This window comes from Xanthobacter sp. BG11Y11_SDJG (assembly GCF_057364445.1).
On record NZ_JBNFNU010000068.1, the window covers coordinates 1 to 14,962 of the forward strand.

Here is a 14,962-nt window from a genome sequence, read left to right on the forward strand (position 1 = left end):
CGTGCCGGCATCTCCAGGGGGAAGGGGGGGCAAGCGCGCGTCATCGCCTGGAGATGCCACGCCCGGGGCGCCGCGGCAATCCCGGTCGCACCGCGCCCAATGCGCACCGCCTGCGGACAACGGGAAGCCGCGCCGCCATGAGGCCCGTCGCGGGACCGGCCGCGCCGTGATATGCGAAGCGGGCGGGGACCCGAACCGCCTGCCGATTCCCGTCCGGGCGTCGGCGTGGTACCACCCCGCATGCGGACCGCCGGCTCCCGTGGGGAGGATGCCCTGGTCCGTGCCCGCTTTGCCTGCGTATCCCAACCAGGGCCGCAGCCGGTGAGGTCGCCTTGACCGATCCGGCACGCGCTTTGGCATCCAGCGGGACGGCCCCCGGTGGAACCGGATGTGGCCGAAACCCGTTCGTGTTCGGCTGGAGACCCCCATGCACCCCGCCTTCCTTCTCGGCCTGCTCCTGCTTTCGGCTTCGCTCGTCCCCGCCGCCGCTGCGCCCGCCAATCCGGCGGGAAAGCCTGCGGCCGCCGACGCGCGCGCCTGGGCCATCGTCAAGGCGGATGATTCGTTCGTGCTGCGCTATGGTTCATCCCGCGCTCCCGATCCGCTGTTCGCGGTCGCCTGCCAGCCGGCGGCGGCTCTGCTCCAGTTCACCGTCGATGTGCCGGCCGGCCATGTGCGGGCCGGCGACGGCGTCGCGGTCTCGCTCGCCGCGGGCAAGCGGCGCATGCAGCTCGCCGCCACCGCCTTCCGCGGCACCGGCGACCGGCTGGTGGTCGAGGCGGCGGTGACGCTGGAGGCGCATGTCCTGGACCTGTTCGCCTCCGGCGATCAGCTCACCGTCTCCATGGACGGCATCCGGGAATCCATCCCTCTCGCCGGCGCCAAGGCGAAGCTCGCGGACTTCCGGCGTGCCTGCCTCGGCACATCCTGACCCCGCGATCGGCTGTGGATGGCGCTGCCGCTGGGCGCTGCTCCCGCCGGCCGGGCGCCATAATATGCGCCTCAATGCCATTTAGGAGCCGCGTGTCGGGCGCTCGCCCGCGCTGCCGTGCGCATCAGAGGAAAACACCCAATGTCCCGCCTGCTTTTCCCGCTCCTGGCCCTGCTCGCTTTCACCGTACCGGCAGCGGCCCAGCAGAAGATGACCTGGCACGCCTCCCAGACCGACCAGGGCGGCGCCCTGGTGTTCGGTGTGCCGGACACCGAGGAGGTGGCCATCTTCTTCCTGTGCGACAAGGGCTCGGAGGAGATCATCGTCCAGCCCATGATCGGCACCAAGGGCCTCGCCAAGGACGCCGCCGCCCGCGCCATCCTCACCGCCGGCTCGGTGAGCCGCACCTTCACCGGCAAGGCGGTGGCGGACGGTGACGGCGGCGCGATCAACGTTGAGGCCAAGGGCAAGATGGCAGACCTGAAGGCCCTGGCGAAGGGCGGCAAGCTGCTCACCATCGAGACCAAGGGCGCCAAGCGCCAGATCACGCTCGACGGCGCCACCGCGGCGGTGGCGGAATTCGAGGCCGCCTGCAAGAAGTAGAACGCGCGCCCGCGCCGTCGCCCCTCCAGGGGTAGGCGGCGTCGGCGCGAGGCGCGGCTGCAGCGGCGGTGCAGGGCTGTCGCCCTGGACGACATGGGGTCAGGCCATGTCATCCGACACGCGCGAGACCTTTCGTTGCGGTCCTGCCCGGCCTCATGCCGGGCCTGTGCGCCCTGCCAAGCACACGAGGTCGCCGGCGCACGCGCCAGGTCGCCGGGCGTGGATGGCCGGGACCCGCTTGGCCCTGACGACGATCCGCGCCGCCGCGCCCTCAGCCGTGCTTGTGGCCGTGCGCACCGTGGTCGTGGGCATGGTCATGGGAATGGCCGTGACCATGGTCGGTTGCTTGGCCATGATCGTGCCCGCACCCGCACGCGGCGCCGTGGGCGTGATGCTCATGCCCGTGATGCGCGTGGCCATGATGCTCGTGGCCATGATGCGCGTGCCCGTGATGCGCGTGCCCATGATCCCCATGATCGTGGCGGCCGTGATCGTGGTGGCCATGATCGTGGTGGCCGTGGGCATGCGCCTCGGTGGCCTCGAAGGCGCCCTTCTCGGGGCGGAATGGGCGCCGCACCTGCACCATCGCGACGCCGAGGCCGCGCGCCAGTTCCGCAATCGCGGGGGCGGCGGCCACATAGAGCGCACTCTCGGTGATCTCCACAGGGACATGCCCGCCGCCGAGTTGCCACGCCGCCCGCAGCAGCCGCGCCGGGCTCGGCGACGTCACCTCCAGCAAATCCTCGGCGCGGCCCGGACGCGCGACCACGGCGGCCGTCCTCCAGCTTCACCGCGTCGCCCTCCGTCCAGCAGCGCCGCCTTGTCGAGGTCGAGCGCGACGGCGAGACCGCCGGCGGTCGTGAAGGCGAAGCTGCGGCCGTAGCGGGCACGGTGATCGAGGACCGCTTCGTCCGCGACCCGCTCGTCCTTGACGGCGGGGCGGCGGACCACGGCGATGGCGCGATTCATGGCATTGTCCTTCGGCGGTTCCGGGCCGGCGCGGCCGGCGGTTCGGCCTAAGGACTAGAACAGGACGCGCCGTCGCGCCATGGGCACCCGGCCCGGAGGCGCTGCGCCGCCCCCCTCAGATCGCCATCAGGCGGCGCACCTCGTCGCCGTCGAGGCCGCTCTTGTCGCCCTTCGCCACCACCTCGCCGCGCTCCATCAGGATGAAGCTGTCGGCGAGGTCCCGGGCGAAGTCGAAATATTGCTCCACCAGCACGATGGCCATGTCGCCCCGGTCGCGCAGATAGGCGATGGCGCGGCCGATGTCCTTGATGATCGAGGGTTGGATGCCCTCGGTCGGCTCGTCCAGCACCAGCAGGCGCGGCCGGGTGGTGAGCGCGCGGCCGATGGCGAGCTGCTGCTGCTGGCCGCCGGAGAGGTCTCCGCCGCGCCGCTTCAGCATGGAATTGAGCACCGGGAAGAGCTGGAACACCTCCTCCGGCACGTATTTTTCCTTCGACGGCAGGCGGGCGAAACCGGTCTCCAGGTTCTCCTTCACGGTCAGGAGCGGGAACACCTCGCGCCCCTGCGGCACGAAGCCGATGCCGAGCGCGGCGCGCTCCACCGTGGGCAGGCGGGAGATGTCCTTGCCATCGAGCACGATCGAGCCGCCGGCGATGGGCCGCTGGCCGACGATGGCGCGCAGCAGCGAGGTCTTGCCGACGCCGTTGCGCCCGAGCACGCAGGTCACCTCGCCGGTCTTCGCCTCCACCGACACCTTCTTCAGGATTTGGGCGGCGCCGTAATAGAGGTCGAGGTTCTCGACTTTCAGCATGGGGCACTCTCCTCGCCGCAGGGCCGGCGTGCCCGGCCGACGGGAGCGTCAGCGCACGACGCCCGGGGGCCCCCGCGCAAAGACGTCGCCGAAGGCGGCATGACCGGAGGCGGCAGACGATCTGGCCGACTGCGCCGCATTCTCTCCTGGACCCCGGATCGGCGCTCCGGCTGCGCCGTCGCTTGTCCGGGGAACGGCGACATGGGGACAGGCCATCCCTCACCTCCCGAGATAGACTTCGATGACGCGCTCGTTGGCGCTCACCTGGTCGAGCGAGCCCTCGGCCAGCACCGAGCCCTCGTGCAGCACCGTGACCTTCACGTCGAGGTCGCGCACGAACTGCATGTCGTGCTCCACCACCACCACCGCGCGGGTCTTGGCGATCTCCTTCAGCAGCACCGCCGTGTCCGCGGTCTCCTGGTCGGTCATGCCGGCGGCCGGCTCGTCCACCAGGAGCAAACGCGGCTCCTGGGCCAGCAGCATGCCGATCTCCAGCCACTGCTTCTGGCCGTGGGACAGCTCGGAGGCGCTGCGCTTCCTCTGGTCGGTCATGCGGATGCGCTCCAGAAGCTCATCCGTGCGCTCGCGCTCGAACGGCGTGCGCTGCCAGTAGAAGTTGGCGAACGGCGCGCGGCTCTCCTTGATGGCGAGCAGCAGGTTGTCCTCCACCGTGTGCATGTCGAACACGGTGGGTGTCTGGAACTTGCGGCCGATGCCGAGCTGGGCGATGGCCGCCTCGTCGAGGCGGGTCAAATCGTTGACGCCGGCGAACAAGGCGACGCCCTGGTTGGGCCGCGTCTTGCCAGTGATGACGTCCATCATGGTGGTCTTGCCGGCGCCGTTGGGGCCGATGATGGCGCGCATCTCCGCCTCGTCGATGGCGAGCGACAGGGCGTTCAGCGCCCGGAAGCCGTCGAACGAGACGGTGATGTTGTCGAGATAGAGCAGCGCGGGTGTCACGGCGAGCGGATCGCGCGCATAGGTCTCGACCCGCGCCACCGCGGCGAGGTCCGCCTCCAGCGAATAGACGCCGGGCGATTTCACCGCAAAAGGGTCGGACGAGGAGACGGGCAGATGGGGAGAGGCCATGGCGCTCACTCCGCCGGCTCGGGACGGGGGACGGGCGGGTCGGCCGCCGCCTTGCGGCGCGCCCAGATGCTGGACCACAGGCCGAGCACGCCCTTGGGCAGGAACAGCGTCACCACCACGAACAGCGCGCCGAGCGCATAGAGCCAGGCCTCCGGCAAGGCACCGGTGAACCAGGTCTTGCCGGCGTTGACGATCACCGCGCCGAGCGCCGCGCCCACCAGCGTGCCGCGCCCGCCGACCGCCACCCAGATGACCATCTCGATGGACTGGGCGGGGGCGAATTCGGACGGGTTGATGATGCCCACCTGCGGCACGTAGAGCGCCCCGGCGACGCCGGCCAGCATGGCCGAAAGCACCCAGGCGACGAGCTTGTAGTTCTCCACCCGGTAGCCCAGGAACCGGGTGCGGCTCTCCGCGTCGCGCACCGCCACCAGCACCTTGCCGTATTTGGAGGTGACCACCGCCCGGCACAGGAGATAGCCGCCGGCGAGCGCCGCCACGGTGGCGAGGAACAGCGCCATGCGGGTGGAGGCCGCCTGCACCGGGAAGCCGAGGATGTCCTTGAAATCGGTGAGGCCGTTATTGCCGCCGAAGCCCATGTCGTTGCGGAAGAAGGCGAGCATGAGCGCGAACGTCATGGCCTGGGTGATGATGGAGAGATAAACGCCGGTCACCCGCGAGCGGAAGGCGAACCAGCCGAACACGAAGGCGAGCGCCCCCGGCACCAGCACCACCATCAGCATGGCGTAGGGGAACATGTCGAAGCCCCACCAGAACCAGGGCAGCTCCTTGTAGTTCAGGAACACCATGAAGTCCGGCAGCACCGGGTTCCCGTACACCCCGCGCGAGCCGATCTGGCGCATCAGGTACATGCCCATGGCGTAGCCGCCGAGCGCGAAGAAGGCGCCGTGGCCGAGCGAGAGCACGCCGCAATAGCCCCACACCAGGTCCACCGAGACCGCCAGCAGCGCGAAGGCGAGATACTTGCCCAGCAGCGGGATCATATAGTCCGGCACGTGGAACGGATTGCCGGGCGGAACCACGAGGTTCAGCACCGGCACCAGCACCGCCACGGCCAGCAGCACCAGGAGGAACACCCAGCCGGTGCGGTCGATGATGCGCACGCCGGTCATATGCGGATGCTCCCTTCTGCGTTGGTCACACTTCGGGAAGCGTCATGGGCGAGGCGCGCCCCCTCACCCCCAACCCCTCTCCCACGAGGGGAGAGGGGAGGAGCAAAAGCGGCATCACTGGCGCCGGCCGAGACGTTCGCGTCCCCTCTCCCCCTGTGGGAGAGGGCCAGGGTGAGGGGTGCCGGCGCGGCGGGAAGGATGTGCCGCCCTCACGATTCCACCGCCCGGCCCTTGAGCGCGAACAGGCCGCGCGGGCGCTTCTGGATGAACAGGATGATGAAGACGAGCAGCAGGATCTTGCCCAGCACCGCGCCGGCCACCGGCTCCAGGAGCTTGTTGGCGACGCCCAGCGTGAAGGCGCCCACCAGCGTGCCCCAGAGGTTCCCCACCCCGCCGAACACCACCACCATGAAGCTGTCGATGATGTAGCCCTGGCCGAGATTGGGGCTCACATTGTCGATCTGCGAGAGCGCCACCCCGGCGATGCCGGCAATACCAGAGCCGAGGCCGAAGGTGAGCGCGTCGATGCGCCCGGTGCGGATGCCCATGGCCGCCGCCATGCGCCGGTTCTGCGTCACCGCCCGCACATAGAGGCCGAGCGAGGTGCGCTTCAAGATCAAGAGCAAAGCGAAGAAGACCATCAGCGAGAAGACGATGATCCACAGACGGTTGTAGGTGATGGACATCTGCCCCACCTGGAACGCGCCGCTCATCCAGGAGGGCGCGCCCACCTCCTGGTTGGTGGGGCCGAACACGTGCGCACCGCCTGCTGCAGGATCAGCGAGACGCCCCAGGTGGCGAGCAGGGTTTCCAGCGCCGGCCGTAGAGGAAGCGGATCACCGTGCGCTCGATGAGGATGCCGACGAGGCCGGTGAAGACGAAGGCGAGCGGCAGCGCGATGGCGAGCGACCAGTCGAACAGAAAGGGCGCCGAATTGCGGATGATCTCCTGCACCACGAAGGTGGTGTAGGCACCGAGCATCACCATCTCGCCATGGGCCATGTTGATGACGCCCATGACGCCGAAGGTGATGGCGAGGCCGATGGCGGCGAGCAGCAGCACCGAGCCGAGCGAGAGGCCGTACCAGACGTTCTGCGCCACGTTCCAGAAGGCGAGGTTGCGCTCCACCGCGGCGATGCCCGCCGCGGCCGCCGCCTTCACGGGCGCCGGCGCGTCCGCCGGCACGGCGCGCAGCATGCCGAGGGATTCCTGGTCGCCCCGGGCGGCGATGCGCTTCACCGCGGCGAGGCGGTCGGCCTCGGAGGCGGTCGGCGCATTGATCAGAATGGCGGCGCGGGCGTCCTCGAAGGCCGCCTTCACGTCCGGCACCTGTTCCCGGGCGATCGCGGTGTCGAGCGTCTCCAGCGCGGCGGCATCGCGAGACTTGAACACCGCGGCGGCGGCGGCGCGGCGCTTGCCGGCGTCGGGATTGAGCAGCGAGAGCGCGCCGGAGGCTGCCTCGATAGCGCGGCGCACCCGGTTGTTGGCGCGCACCGCGGTCAGGCCGGCGGGCGGGCTGGCGACGGCGGCGCCGGTGGCCGCATCGGTGACGGCGCCGGAGGGCGCGCGGATGAACACCGCCTTGCTGACGGGATCGAACACCAGCCGTCCCTCGCCGAGCGCCGCGACGATGGCGGCCGCCTGGTCCGTTCCGGTGGCGGAGAGGGCGGCGAGCGCGTCCGCAGTGTCGCCATAGCTGTCATTGGCGAACTTCGCGACGATGGGCGCGAGGTCGGTGCCCTGCGCGCGGGCGGGGAGGCCAAAGGCGCCGATGAGGAGAAGGAGGGCCGGAAGGAGAAGCGGCAACAGGAGCAGGTGTCGGCGAAGCTGAGGGAACATTCCTTCGGGCAGCAGCAGCATGGGCAGCATCTTCATGGGCTATCGGGCGTCCTTGATCGCGCAGCGGGGGAGCTGCCGCCGGAGCGGCGGCGGGACGCGGACCTGCCGAGCGGCACGCCCTTCCGGGAAACCGGCCCCCGCCGCGCGGCGGCGCGGCGGGAGTTCGGATCAAGCCGGTCATGCCGGGCCTTCGGACCAAACGGGTGGCGGTACCGCCACGGGATGTCGTCGCGCCGTCAGGCCGCGGCCGGCGCCGCGGCCCTCACCGCCGCCGTCACTTGGCAGCGGCGGCGCCCAGGCACTTCTTCTGGACGCTGTCGTAGTTGCCGCAATTGTACTTCACCCAGTCGGCTTCCAGGGTCTTGGAGCCGTCGAGGAAGTCCGACCAGGCGTCGCCCGGCACCAGGTCCTTGGTCTTCCACACAACGTCGAACTGGCCGTCGCCCTCGATCTCGCCGATGAAGACGGGCTTGGTGATGTGGTGGTTGGGGAGCATCTCGGAGATGCCGCCGGTGAGGTTGGCCTGCTTGATGCCCGGCAGCGCCGCGATCACCTTGTCCGGATCGGTCGTGCCGGCCTTCTCCACCGCCTTCACCCACATGTTGAAGCCGATATAGTGGGCCTCCATGGGGTCGTTGGTGACGCGCTTCTTGTCCTTGGTGAAGGCGTGCCACTTCTCGATGAACGCCTTGTTCTCGGGCGTATCGATGGACATGAAGTAGTTCCAGGCGGCCAGGTGGCCCACCAGAGGCTTGGTGTCGATGCCGGCGAGTTCTTCCTCGCCCACGGAGAACGCCACCACCGGGATGTCGGTGGCCTTGATGCCCTGGTTCGCCAGCTCCTTGTAGAACGGCACGTTGGCGTCACCGTTGATGGTGGAGACCACGGCGGTCTTCTTGCCCTGCGAGCCGAACTTCTTGATGTCGGCGACGATGGTCTGCCAGTCGGAATGGCCGAACGGCGTGTAGTTGATCATGATGTCCTCGGCCTTCACGCCGCGGGACTTCAGGTAGGCTTCCAGGATCTTATTGGTGGTGCGCGGGTAGACATAGTCGGTGCCCGCGAGCACCCAGCGCTGCACCTTCTCGTCATTGGCGAGGTAGTCCACCGCCGGAATCGCCTGCTGGTTCGGCGCGGCGCCGGTGTAGAACACGTTGCGCTCGCTCTCCTCGCCCTCGTACTGCACCGGGTAGAAGAGGATGTTGTTGAGTTCCTTGAACACCGGCAGCACGGACTTGCGCGACACCGAGGTCCAGCAGCCGAACACCGCCGCCACCTTGTCCTTGGTGATCAGCTCGCGCGCCTTCTCGGCGAACAGCGGCCAGTTGGAGGCGGGATCCACCACCACCGCCTCAAGCTTCTTGCCGAGCAGGCCGCCCTTCTTGTTCTGCTCCTCGATGAGCATGAGCATCGCGTCCTTCAGCGTAGTCTCGCTGATGGCCATGGTGCCCGACAATGAATGCAGGATGCCGACCTTGATGGTCTCCTGCGCCTTCGCCGCGCCGATCCCCATCGTCCCTGCGATGACGGCGGCGGCGGCAAGCGCCCCCACTCCCTTGGTCGCCTGTCCCAGCAAACCGAGCATGCGCTCTCTCCCCTGTTGCGCGGCCGGGTGAAACCCAGCCCGCGGCAGAGGTGAGCAAGCCGCGTGCCAGCAGCCTGCGGCAACGCAGCGAAACATTCCCGCCCGCGCGCAATCCAGGCCCGGCGCGGTTGCACCCTCCGGCCGGACGCTGCCCAAACGGCGCGCACGCGCGCGCCCCCGGGGATCGAGGGCGTCAGAATGCCTAAATTTTTTATCAATGAGGGATGCGACGCAGTCTATGCGTTCACTTTGTGGGCAAATGGGTGCGCTGAATTGTGGGCAATCGCCCGCGTTCTGGTCGGGCGGCGGTCACCTCAGCCGCTGAGTCCCCGCCGCGCGACGGCACGATCCCACACCGAAAGGGGCCAGCAGGCCGGAAAGCTCCGCGCTGCCCTCCTCAAAGGCTGCCCATAATTGAGGCACACGAGCGAAGAAGCGGCGCGGCGCACCGACCGCTTCCGCTCGCGCCGTCCGGCTCAGAGCACGTTGAAGAGATAGAGCAGAACGATGACCGAAAGAGGAACGCCCATGATCCACAAGAGCAGTCCGCGCATGTGTCTTCCTCCTGAAACATGATGCAACCTCAACGCTTCAGCTTTTCCAGGCGTTCCGGCGCACCGGAGAAAGAAATTCGGCTCATCCACGGGAACCACTGCGAAGGTGCAGTCTCGCACGCGGCCTTTTGTGCCGGAGCCGCGGCGGCCGGTGCACACCCCGTGCCCGGTCCCGCTTGACGCCGGCAAAAACACCTTCCCTTCCTGCTGCGCCGCAAACAAGGGGACGCCCCGTGGACGATCTGATCTCCGGCTACAGACGGTTTCGCGAGCTGGCCTGGCCCGAGCGCAAGCAGACCTTCGAGCGCCTGGCCGCGCGCGGGCAGAGCCCGCAGACCATGGTCATCGCCTGCTCGGACAGCCGCGTGGATCCGCAGATGATCTTCGATGCGGCCGGCGAGATGTTCATCGTCCGCAACGTCGCGAACCTGGTGCCGCCCTATCTGCCGGACGCCAACTATCACGGCACCTCGCCGCCATCGAGTTTGCCGTCCGGGTGCTCAAGGTGAACCACCTCGTGGTGCTCGGCCATGCCCAGTGCGGCGGCGTGACGGCGCTTTTGGACGGCGCCCCGCCCGGGGCCGAGGACTTCGTCGCCGACTGGATGAAGATCGCCGAGCCCGCGCGCCGCATGGCGCAGGAGGCGAACCTGCCGCAAGAGGAGCGCCAGCGCTTCTGTGAGCATTGCTGCGTGAAGCTCTCGCTCTCCAACCTCGGCAGCTTCCCCTGGATCGCGGAGCGCGTGGAGGAAGGCTCCCTGAAGCTTCACGGCGCCTATTTCGGCGTCGCCACGGGCCGGCTCGAGCTGCTGGGGCCGGATGGCGAGTTCAGCGCCGTCTGAGAGGCGCCGCCCGGGCCAGACCTCGGCGGCCGCACCCACGCGCCCGGCGGACGGGCGCGGACTGCGTTAATCCTGTCATGACCTTGGGACATATCAGCCTGAAGCTTCGCCATCCGGCGCGCCGGTGCAAAGCGGGGTGAATGTTTGGGCAGAACCGGCGGCGCGGGGCCGTCGCTTCGCCAGATGCGGCCGTCCATGCCATTAGGGAGACCCCACATGACCGCCGACCGGATGCTCCAGGGTGCCGATCCCACCGCCATCGTGTCGCGGCTTGGGCGGGAGCACGTCGCCGACATCGTCGAATTCCTCAACGGCAAGACTGTCGAGGAGGCGACCGAGGTCATCGCCCACATGCCCCTGGCGTGGGGCGTCGAGGTGCTCGACCAGCCCATGTTCCGCAACGCCTGCGAGGTCATCGAGGCCCTGCCGGAGGACAAGGCGGTCGCCTACCTCGAAGGCATGTCCTCGGACCGCGCGGCGGACGTGCTGCGGTGGATCGACGAGCCGAAGAAATCGGCTCTGCGCGAGGGCCTCTCGCCCGACGCGCGCGCAGCGATCGACCACCTGCTCACCTATCCCGAGGACTCGGCCGGCGCGCTCATGACCACCGAGTTCGTCTCGGTGCCCTCCGACTGGAACGTGAAGCAGACCCTCGACCACATCCGCGAGGTGGAGCGCACCCGCGAGACCGTCTACGCCATCTATGTGCTCGACCCCGCGAGCCGGCGCCTCACCAACGTCGTCACCCTGCGCCGCCTCATCTTCGGCGCGCCCGACGACAACATCCTGAGCGTCGCCCAGCCGTATTCGCCGATCACGGTGGCGCCCAACGCCACCCGCGAGGACGTGGCGCGCACCATTTCGAAATACGATCTGCTGGCGGTGCCCGTCGTCGACACCACCGGCCACGTGCTCGGCATCGCCACGGTGGACGACGTGATCGACGCCATGATCTCCGAGCAGACCGAGGACGTGCAGCGCATGGGCGGCATGGAAGCGATCGACGTGCCCTATCTCGACATCGGCTTCTTCCAGATGATCAAGAAGCGCGCCGGCTGGCTGTGCGTGCTGTTCCTGTCGGAAATGCTCACCACCTCGGCCATGCAGGTGTTCTCGGACGAATTGGAGAAGGCGATCGTGCTCGCCTTGTTCATTCCCCTCGTCATGAGCTCGGGCGGCAATTCCGGCTCCCAGGCGACCTCGCTCATCATCCGCGCGCTGGCGCTGCACGAGGTGAGGCTGCGCGACTGGTGGCGGGTGGCGGTGCGCGAGCTGCCCACCGGCATCGTGCTCGGCGCCATCCTCGGCGTCATCGGCATCATCCGCATCGCCGTGTGGCAGGAGGCCGGAATCTTCGACTATGGCGAATACTGGAAGCTGCTCGCCATGACCATCGGCGCCGCACTGATCGGCATCGTCACGTTCGGCTCGCTCGCCGGATCGCTGCTGCCGTTCGCGCTGAAGCGGCTCGGCTTCGACCCCGCCACCGCCTCTGCGCCCTTCATCGCCACGCTGGTCGACGTGACCGGCATCGTCATCTACTTCTCGGTGGCGTGGCTGTTCCTCCACGGCACCATCTTGTGAGGCAGGCTATCTGTGAGGTGCGGCGCCTCAGGCGAGGCGGCGCTCGGCGATGAAGCGCATCAGCGCGCCATAGCCGCCCTCCCCTTCCGCCGGAGCGTCGCGGGCCTCGCTCGCGAGGTCCTCCGGCGGGATGTGGAAGCCCCGCGCGGCGAGGAAGTCGAGCGCCTCGCGCGGATCGGAGAACCCATCCACCGCCTGCGCCAGCGCCTCCGAAAGTCCGGTATTGCCGGAGGCGTCCGCCTTGAGGCGATCGAGGTCCGTATGGCTCATGAAGCGTCTCCCTGCGTGGGCCAGCCTCATGGGGAAACGGTGACGCGGCCGGAAGGGTTCCCCGGAAGACTTTACGGCTCCAGCGTCTCGGTCTCGATGATCTCGATGCCGAAGCCGGCGAGGCCCACATAGGTGCGCGCCTTGGAGGCGAGCAGGCGGATGGACTGGATGCCGAGGTCGCGCAGGATCTGCGCGCCGAGCCCCACCTCGCGCCACTGGCGGTCGCGCGCCACCTCGCTGGCGCTCTTCTCGCCCGCACCCATGGCCGAGACCGGAACGCCGCTGGTGCCGTCGCGCAGATAGACCAGCACGCCGCGGCCCTCGTCGCGGATGCGCTCCAGCGACTTCTGGATCACCTTGCCGCCGGTGAAGACGTCGGTGATGGGATCGGCGCGGTGCAGGCGCACCAGCACCTTCTCCCCGTCGCCGATGCGCCCGTGCACCAGAGCGAGGTGGTTCACCGCGTCGAACGGGGTGACATAGGAGAAGCCGTGCAGTTCGCCGACGGAGGTGGGCACCGGGAAGTCGGCGGCCCGCGTCACCAGCTTCTCGCGCGCCTGGCGGTAGGCGATGAGATCGGCCACCGAGATGCGCAGCAGGTTGTGCTTGTCCGCGAAGGCGGCGACCTGCGGTCCGCGCTGGACCGTGCCGTCGTCGTTCACCAGCTCGGCGATCACGCCCACCGGCGGCGCGCCCGAGAGCCGGCACAGGTCAACCGCCGCCTCGGTGTGGCCGGAGCGGATCAGCACCCCGCCCTCCTTGGCGATCAGCGGGAAGACGTGGCCCGGCCGCACGAAGTCGGCGGCGCCCATGTTGGGGTTGGCGAGGGCGCGCACGGTGTTGGTGCGCTCCTCCGCCGAGATGCCGGTGGTGGTGCCGTGCTTCAGGTCCACCGAGATGGTGAAGGCGGTGCCCATCGGCGCGTCGTTGTTGGACACCATGGGATCGAGCCGCAGGCGCCGGGCCTCGGAAGGCGGCAGCGGCGTGCAGACGATGCCCGAGGTGTTGCGGATGATGAACGCCATCTTCTCCGGCGTCGCCAGCGAGGCGGCGACGATGAGATCGCCCTCGTTCTCCCGGTCGTCGTCGTCCGTGACGACGATGATCTCGCCGCGGGCGAAGGCTTCGATGGCGGACTGGACGCGGGTCTGGGTGGTGTCGGTCACGGGTAAACCTCGGATGATCGGCGGCACGGAGACGCCGAGAAAGTCGTTCGGCGTCACCTGGCCGCCGGTGGCTTCGGCGATCTTCTCGGCGGTCTCGCGGGAGATCCAGGCGCGGTCGTCATTGCACAGCGCCGTGACGGAGGCCGGCGACAGCCCCACCAGCCGCGCGAAGGCGCTGCGCTTGGTGCCGGTTGCCGTGAGCCAGTCCGCGAGCTTCATGCCGGAATCATAGCGGACCCAATTTTCAGCGACAATGAAATTTAAGACTCGTTCGGTATGAATAAAATTCATTGGAAGGCATTGAAAAGAAAAGGCCCGGCGCAAAGAAAAGGGCGGAGCGAGCCCAAGGCCCGCTCCGCCCCACCATCCCGCCGGAGCGGGCCGCGTCACATCACGGAGCGCCAGTAGGGCGGCACGCCGTAATAATCGTGGATGCGCTGGCCGTTCTCGGCCGACCAGTCATACTCCTCGTTGGCGCCATACTTGGGCGCGTTCTCCACCTGCTCCTTGCTGATGGAGACGCGGAAGCCGCCGAGGCCCTCGTCATAGGTCAGCATCGACCACGGCACGGGATAGTAATCGGTGCCGATGCCGAGGAAGCCGCCGAAGCTCAGCACGGCATAGGAGACGCGGCCGCTCTCCTTCTCCAGGATCAGCCGCTCCACCGAGCCGATATGCTCGCCGCGCGGTCATAGACGGAGGTGCCCACCACCATGTCGCTGGCGACAAGGGTATGGGTCTCCTTGATGTTCGGATCGCGCACGTCGGTATGCATGAAGATGTCTCCTCCGCGTGGGGTTGCCATGCGAAGAAAACGAGCCGGAAGCGCCCGCGTTCCCGCGACTTCCGGAAATTGTCTCAGCTTGACCTTGGCTTAGCTTAATCTTGGCTCAGCCCTCGAACGGCCATTTCACGAAGCCGCCCACCTGGCCGCGGTGGCGCAGCAGGTGGTCGGCCAGCACGCACCACATCATGGCCTCGCCCACCGGCACGGCGCGGATGCCGACGCACGGGTCGTGGCGGCCCTTGGTGGCGATCTCGGTCTCCTGGCCGAGCCGGTCCACCGTGCGGCGCGGCGTGAGGATGGAGGAGGTGGGCTTCACCGCGAAGCGCACCACCACCGGCGCGCCGGTGGAGATGCCGCCGAGGATGCCGCCCGCATGGTTGGAGAGGAAATGCGGGCGCCCCTCATTGCCGAGGCGCATCTCGTCGGCATTCTCCTCGCCGGTGAGGCCTGCGGTGGCGAAGCCGTCGCCGATCTCCACGCCCTTCACCGCGTTGATGCTCATCATGGCGCTGGCGAGGTCCGCGTCGAGCTTGCCGTAGACGGGGGCGCCGAGGCCGGCCGGCACGCCCTCGGCCACCACCTCCACCACCGCGCCGATGGACGAGCCGGCCTTGCGGATGCGGTCGAGTTCGGCCTCCCACAGCGGCACCGTGCCGGCATCGGGGCAGAAGAAGGGATTGTTCGGCACCTGCTCCCAGTCCCAGCGCGCGCGGTCCACCGCAATGTCGCCGATCTGCACCAGCGCGCCGCGCACCGCGACCCCCGGCAGCACCTTTGGCCGCCACCGCCCCCGCCGCCAA

The 14,962-nt window shown here is 68.7% G+C and carries 13 protein-coding genes and 3 pseudogenes; 5 read left to right on the forward strand and 11 right to left on the reverse strand.

Features of this window, described 5'->3' with window-relative positions; all coding sequences use genetic code 11:
* Nucleotides 1–427: 427 nt before the first annotated feature.
* Complete coding sequence (locus AC2W7M_RS08525) at nucleotides 428–931, forward strand: hypothetical protein (RefSeq protein WP_486131647.1); 504 nt, start codon at nucleotides 428–430, stop codon at nucleotides 929–931.
* 141 nt (nucleotides 932–1,072) lie between these two features.
* On the forward strand, nucleotides 1,073–1,534 hold the full coding sequence (locus AC2W7M_RS08530) for a hypothetical protein (RefSeq protein ID WP_486131649.1): 462 nt from the start codon (nucleotides 1,073–1,075) through the stop codon (nucleotides 1,532–1,534).
* 271 nt (nucleotides 1,535–1,805) lie between these two features.
* On the opposite strand, the gene AC2W7M_RS08535 is transcribed toward AC2W7M_RS08530, so the two are convergent.
* The 7 genes and pseudogenes from AC2W7M_RS08535 to urtA form a co-directional block, all read right to left on the reverse strand.
* On the reverse strand, nucleotides 1,806–2,303 hold the full coding sequence (locus tag AC2W7M_RS08535) for an urease accessory protein UreE C-terminal domain-containing protein (RefSeq protein WP_486131651.1): 498 nt from the start codon (nucleotides 2,301–2,303) through the stop codon (nucleotides 1,806–1,808).
* Complete coding sequence (locus tag AC2W7M_RS08540) at nucleotides 2,261–2,503, reverse strand: UreE family protein (RefSeq protein WP_486131653.1); 243 nt, start codon at nucleotides 2,501–2,503, stop codon at nucleotides 2,261–2,263. Before AC2W7M_RS08540 ends, AC2W7M_RS08535 begins: the two co-directional genes overlap by 43 nt.
* 115 nt (nucleotides 2,504–2,618) lie before the next feature.
* A complete protein-coding gene (gene urtE / locus AC2W7M_RS08545; RefSeq protein ID WP_486131655.1) occupies nucleotides 2,619–3,314 on the reverse strand; it encodes an urea ABC transporter ATP-binding subunit UrtE in 696 nt (231 codons plus the stop codon).
* Nucleotides 3,315–3,533: 219 nt separating this feature from the next.
* Nucleotides 3,534–4,403, reverse strand: a complete 870-nt coding sequence (gene urtD / locus AC2W7M_RS08550) for an urea ABC transporter ATP-binding protein UrtD (protein WP_486131657.1) — start codon at nucleotides 4,401–4,403, stop codon at nucleotides 3,534–3,536.
* 5 nt (nucleotides 4,404–4,408) lie between these two features.
* Nucleotides 4,409–5,536 carry an urea ABC transporter permease subunit UrtC gene (gene urtC / locus AC2W7M_RS08555; protein WP_486131659.1) on the reverse strand — a complete coding sequence of 376 codons (1,128 nt, stop codon included), beginning with the start codon at nucleotides 5,534–5,536 and terminating at the stop codon, nucleotides 4,409–4,411.
* Nucleotides 5,537–5,745: 209 nt separating this feature from the next.
* Nucleotides 5,746–7,375 (reverse strand): annotated as a pseudogene (urtB, locus tag AC2W7M_RS08560) (urea ABC transporter permease subunit UrtB).
* A 274-nt stretch (nucleotides 7,376–7,649) separates the two neighbouring features.
* Nucleotides 7,650–8,888 carry an urea ABC transporter substrate-binding protein gene (gene urtA, locus AC2W7M_RS08565; protein WP_486131671.1) on the reverse strand — a complete coding sequence of 413 codons (1,239 nt, stop codon included), beginning with the start codon at nucleotides 8,886–8,888 and terminating at the stop codon, nucleotides 7,650–7,652.
* Between the two features lie 859 nt (nucleotides 8,889–9,747).
* Here urtA and AC2W7M_RS08570 point away from each other — a divergent pair.
* The 3 genes from AC2W7M_RS08570 (at nucleotide 9,748) to mgtE (ending at nucleotide 11,939) form a co-directional block, all read left to right on the forward strand.
* Nucleotides 9,748–10,023, forward strand: a complete 276-nt coding sequence (locus AC2W7M_RS08570; protein WP_486131661.1) for a carbonic anhydrase — start codon at nucleotides 9,748–9,750, stop codon at nucleotides 10,021–10,023.
* The gene (locus AC2W7M_RS08575; protein ID WP_486131663.1) at nucleotides 10,011–10,355 is read left to right on the forward strand and encodes a carbonic anhydrase; all 345 of its coding nucleotides are present in this window, start codon (nucleotides 10,011–10,013) and stop codon (nucleotides 10,353–10,355) included. Before AC2W7M_RS08570 ends, AC2W7M_RS08575 begins: the two co-directional genes overlap by 13 nt.
* A 216-nt stretch (nucleotides 10,356–10,571) precedes the next feature.
* Nucleotides 10,572–11,939 carry a magnesium transporter gene (gene mgtE / locus AC2W7M_RS08580; protein WP_486131665.1) on the forward strand — a complete coding sequence of 456 codons (1,368 nt, stop codon included), beginning with the start codon at nucleotides 10,572–10,574 and terminating at the stop codon, nucleotides 11,937–11,939.
* Between the two features lie 27 nt (nucleotides 11,940–11,966).
* On the opposite strand, the gene AC2W7M_RS08585 is transcribed toward mgtE, so the two are convergent.
* From AC2W7M_RS08585 to aroC, 4 genes and pseudogenes are all read right to left on the reverse strand, one after another.
* Nucleotides 11,967–12,209, reverse strand: coding sequence for a hypothetical protein (locus tag AC2W7M_RS08585; RefSeq protein WP_486131667.1), 243 nt, complete (start codon nucleotides 12,207–12,209; stop codon nucleotides 11,967–11,969).
* A 71-nt stretch (nucleotides 12,210–12,280) separates the two neighbouring features.
* On the reverse strand, nucleotides 12,281–13,594 hold the full coding sequence (gene ribB / locus AC2W7M_RS08590) for a 3,4-dihydroxy-2-butanone-4-phosphate synthase (protein ID WP_486131669.1): 1,314 nt from the start codon (nucleotides 13,592–13,594) through the stop codon (nucleotides 12,281–12,283).
* A 167-nt stretch (nucleotides 13,595–13,761) separates the two neighbouring features.
* A pseudogene (locus AC2W7M_RS08595) lies at nucleotides 13,762–14,150 on the reverse strand (PRC-barrel domain-containing protein).
* Between the two features lie 115 nt (nucleotides 14,151–14,265).
* Nucleotides 14,266–14,962, reverse strand: a pseudogene (gene aroC / locus AC2W7M_RS08600) (chorismate synthase); the annotation flags it as partial.

Coding starts and splice junctions, on each gene's coding strand:
- AC2W7M_RS08530 (WP_486131649.1), top strand. CDS start 1,073: ATGTCCCGCCTGCTTTTCCCGCTCCTGGCCCTGCTCGCTTTCACCGTA.
- AC2W7M_RS08585 (WP_486131667.1), bottom strand. CDS start 12,209: ATGAGCCATACGGACCTCGATCGCCTCAAGGCGGACGCCTCCGGCAAT.
- urtA (WP_486131671.1), bottom strand. CDS start 8,888: ATGGGGATCGGCGCGGCGAAGGCGCAGGAGACCATCAAGGTCGGCATC.
- AC2W7M_RS08540 (WP_486131653.1), bottom strand. CDS start 2,503: ATGAATCGCGCCATCGCCGTGGTCCGCCGCCCCGCCGTCAAGGACGAG.
- ribB (WP_486131669.1), bottom strand. CDS start 13,594: ATGAAGCTCGCGGACTGGCTCACGGCAACCGGCACCAAGCGCAGCGCC.
- AC2W7M_RS08525 (WP_486131647.1), top strand. CDS start 428: ATGCACCCCGCCTTCCTTCTCGGCCTGCTCCTGCTTTCGGCTTCGCTC.
- mgtE (WP_486131665.1), top strand. CDS start 10,572: ATGACCGCCGACCGGATGCTCCAGGGTGCCGATCCCACCGCCATCGTG.
- urtD (WP_486131657.1), bottom strand. CDS start 4,403: ATGGCCTCTCCCCATCTGCCCGTCTCCTCGTCCGACCCTTTTGCGGTG.
- urtE (WP_486131655.1), bottom strand. CDS start 3,314: ATGCTGAAAGTCGAGAACCTCGACCTCTATTACGGCGCCGCCCAAATC.
- urtC (WP_486131659.1), bottom strand. CDS start 5,536: ATGACCGGCGTGCGCATCATCGACCGCACCGGCTGGGTGTTCCTCCTG.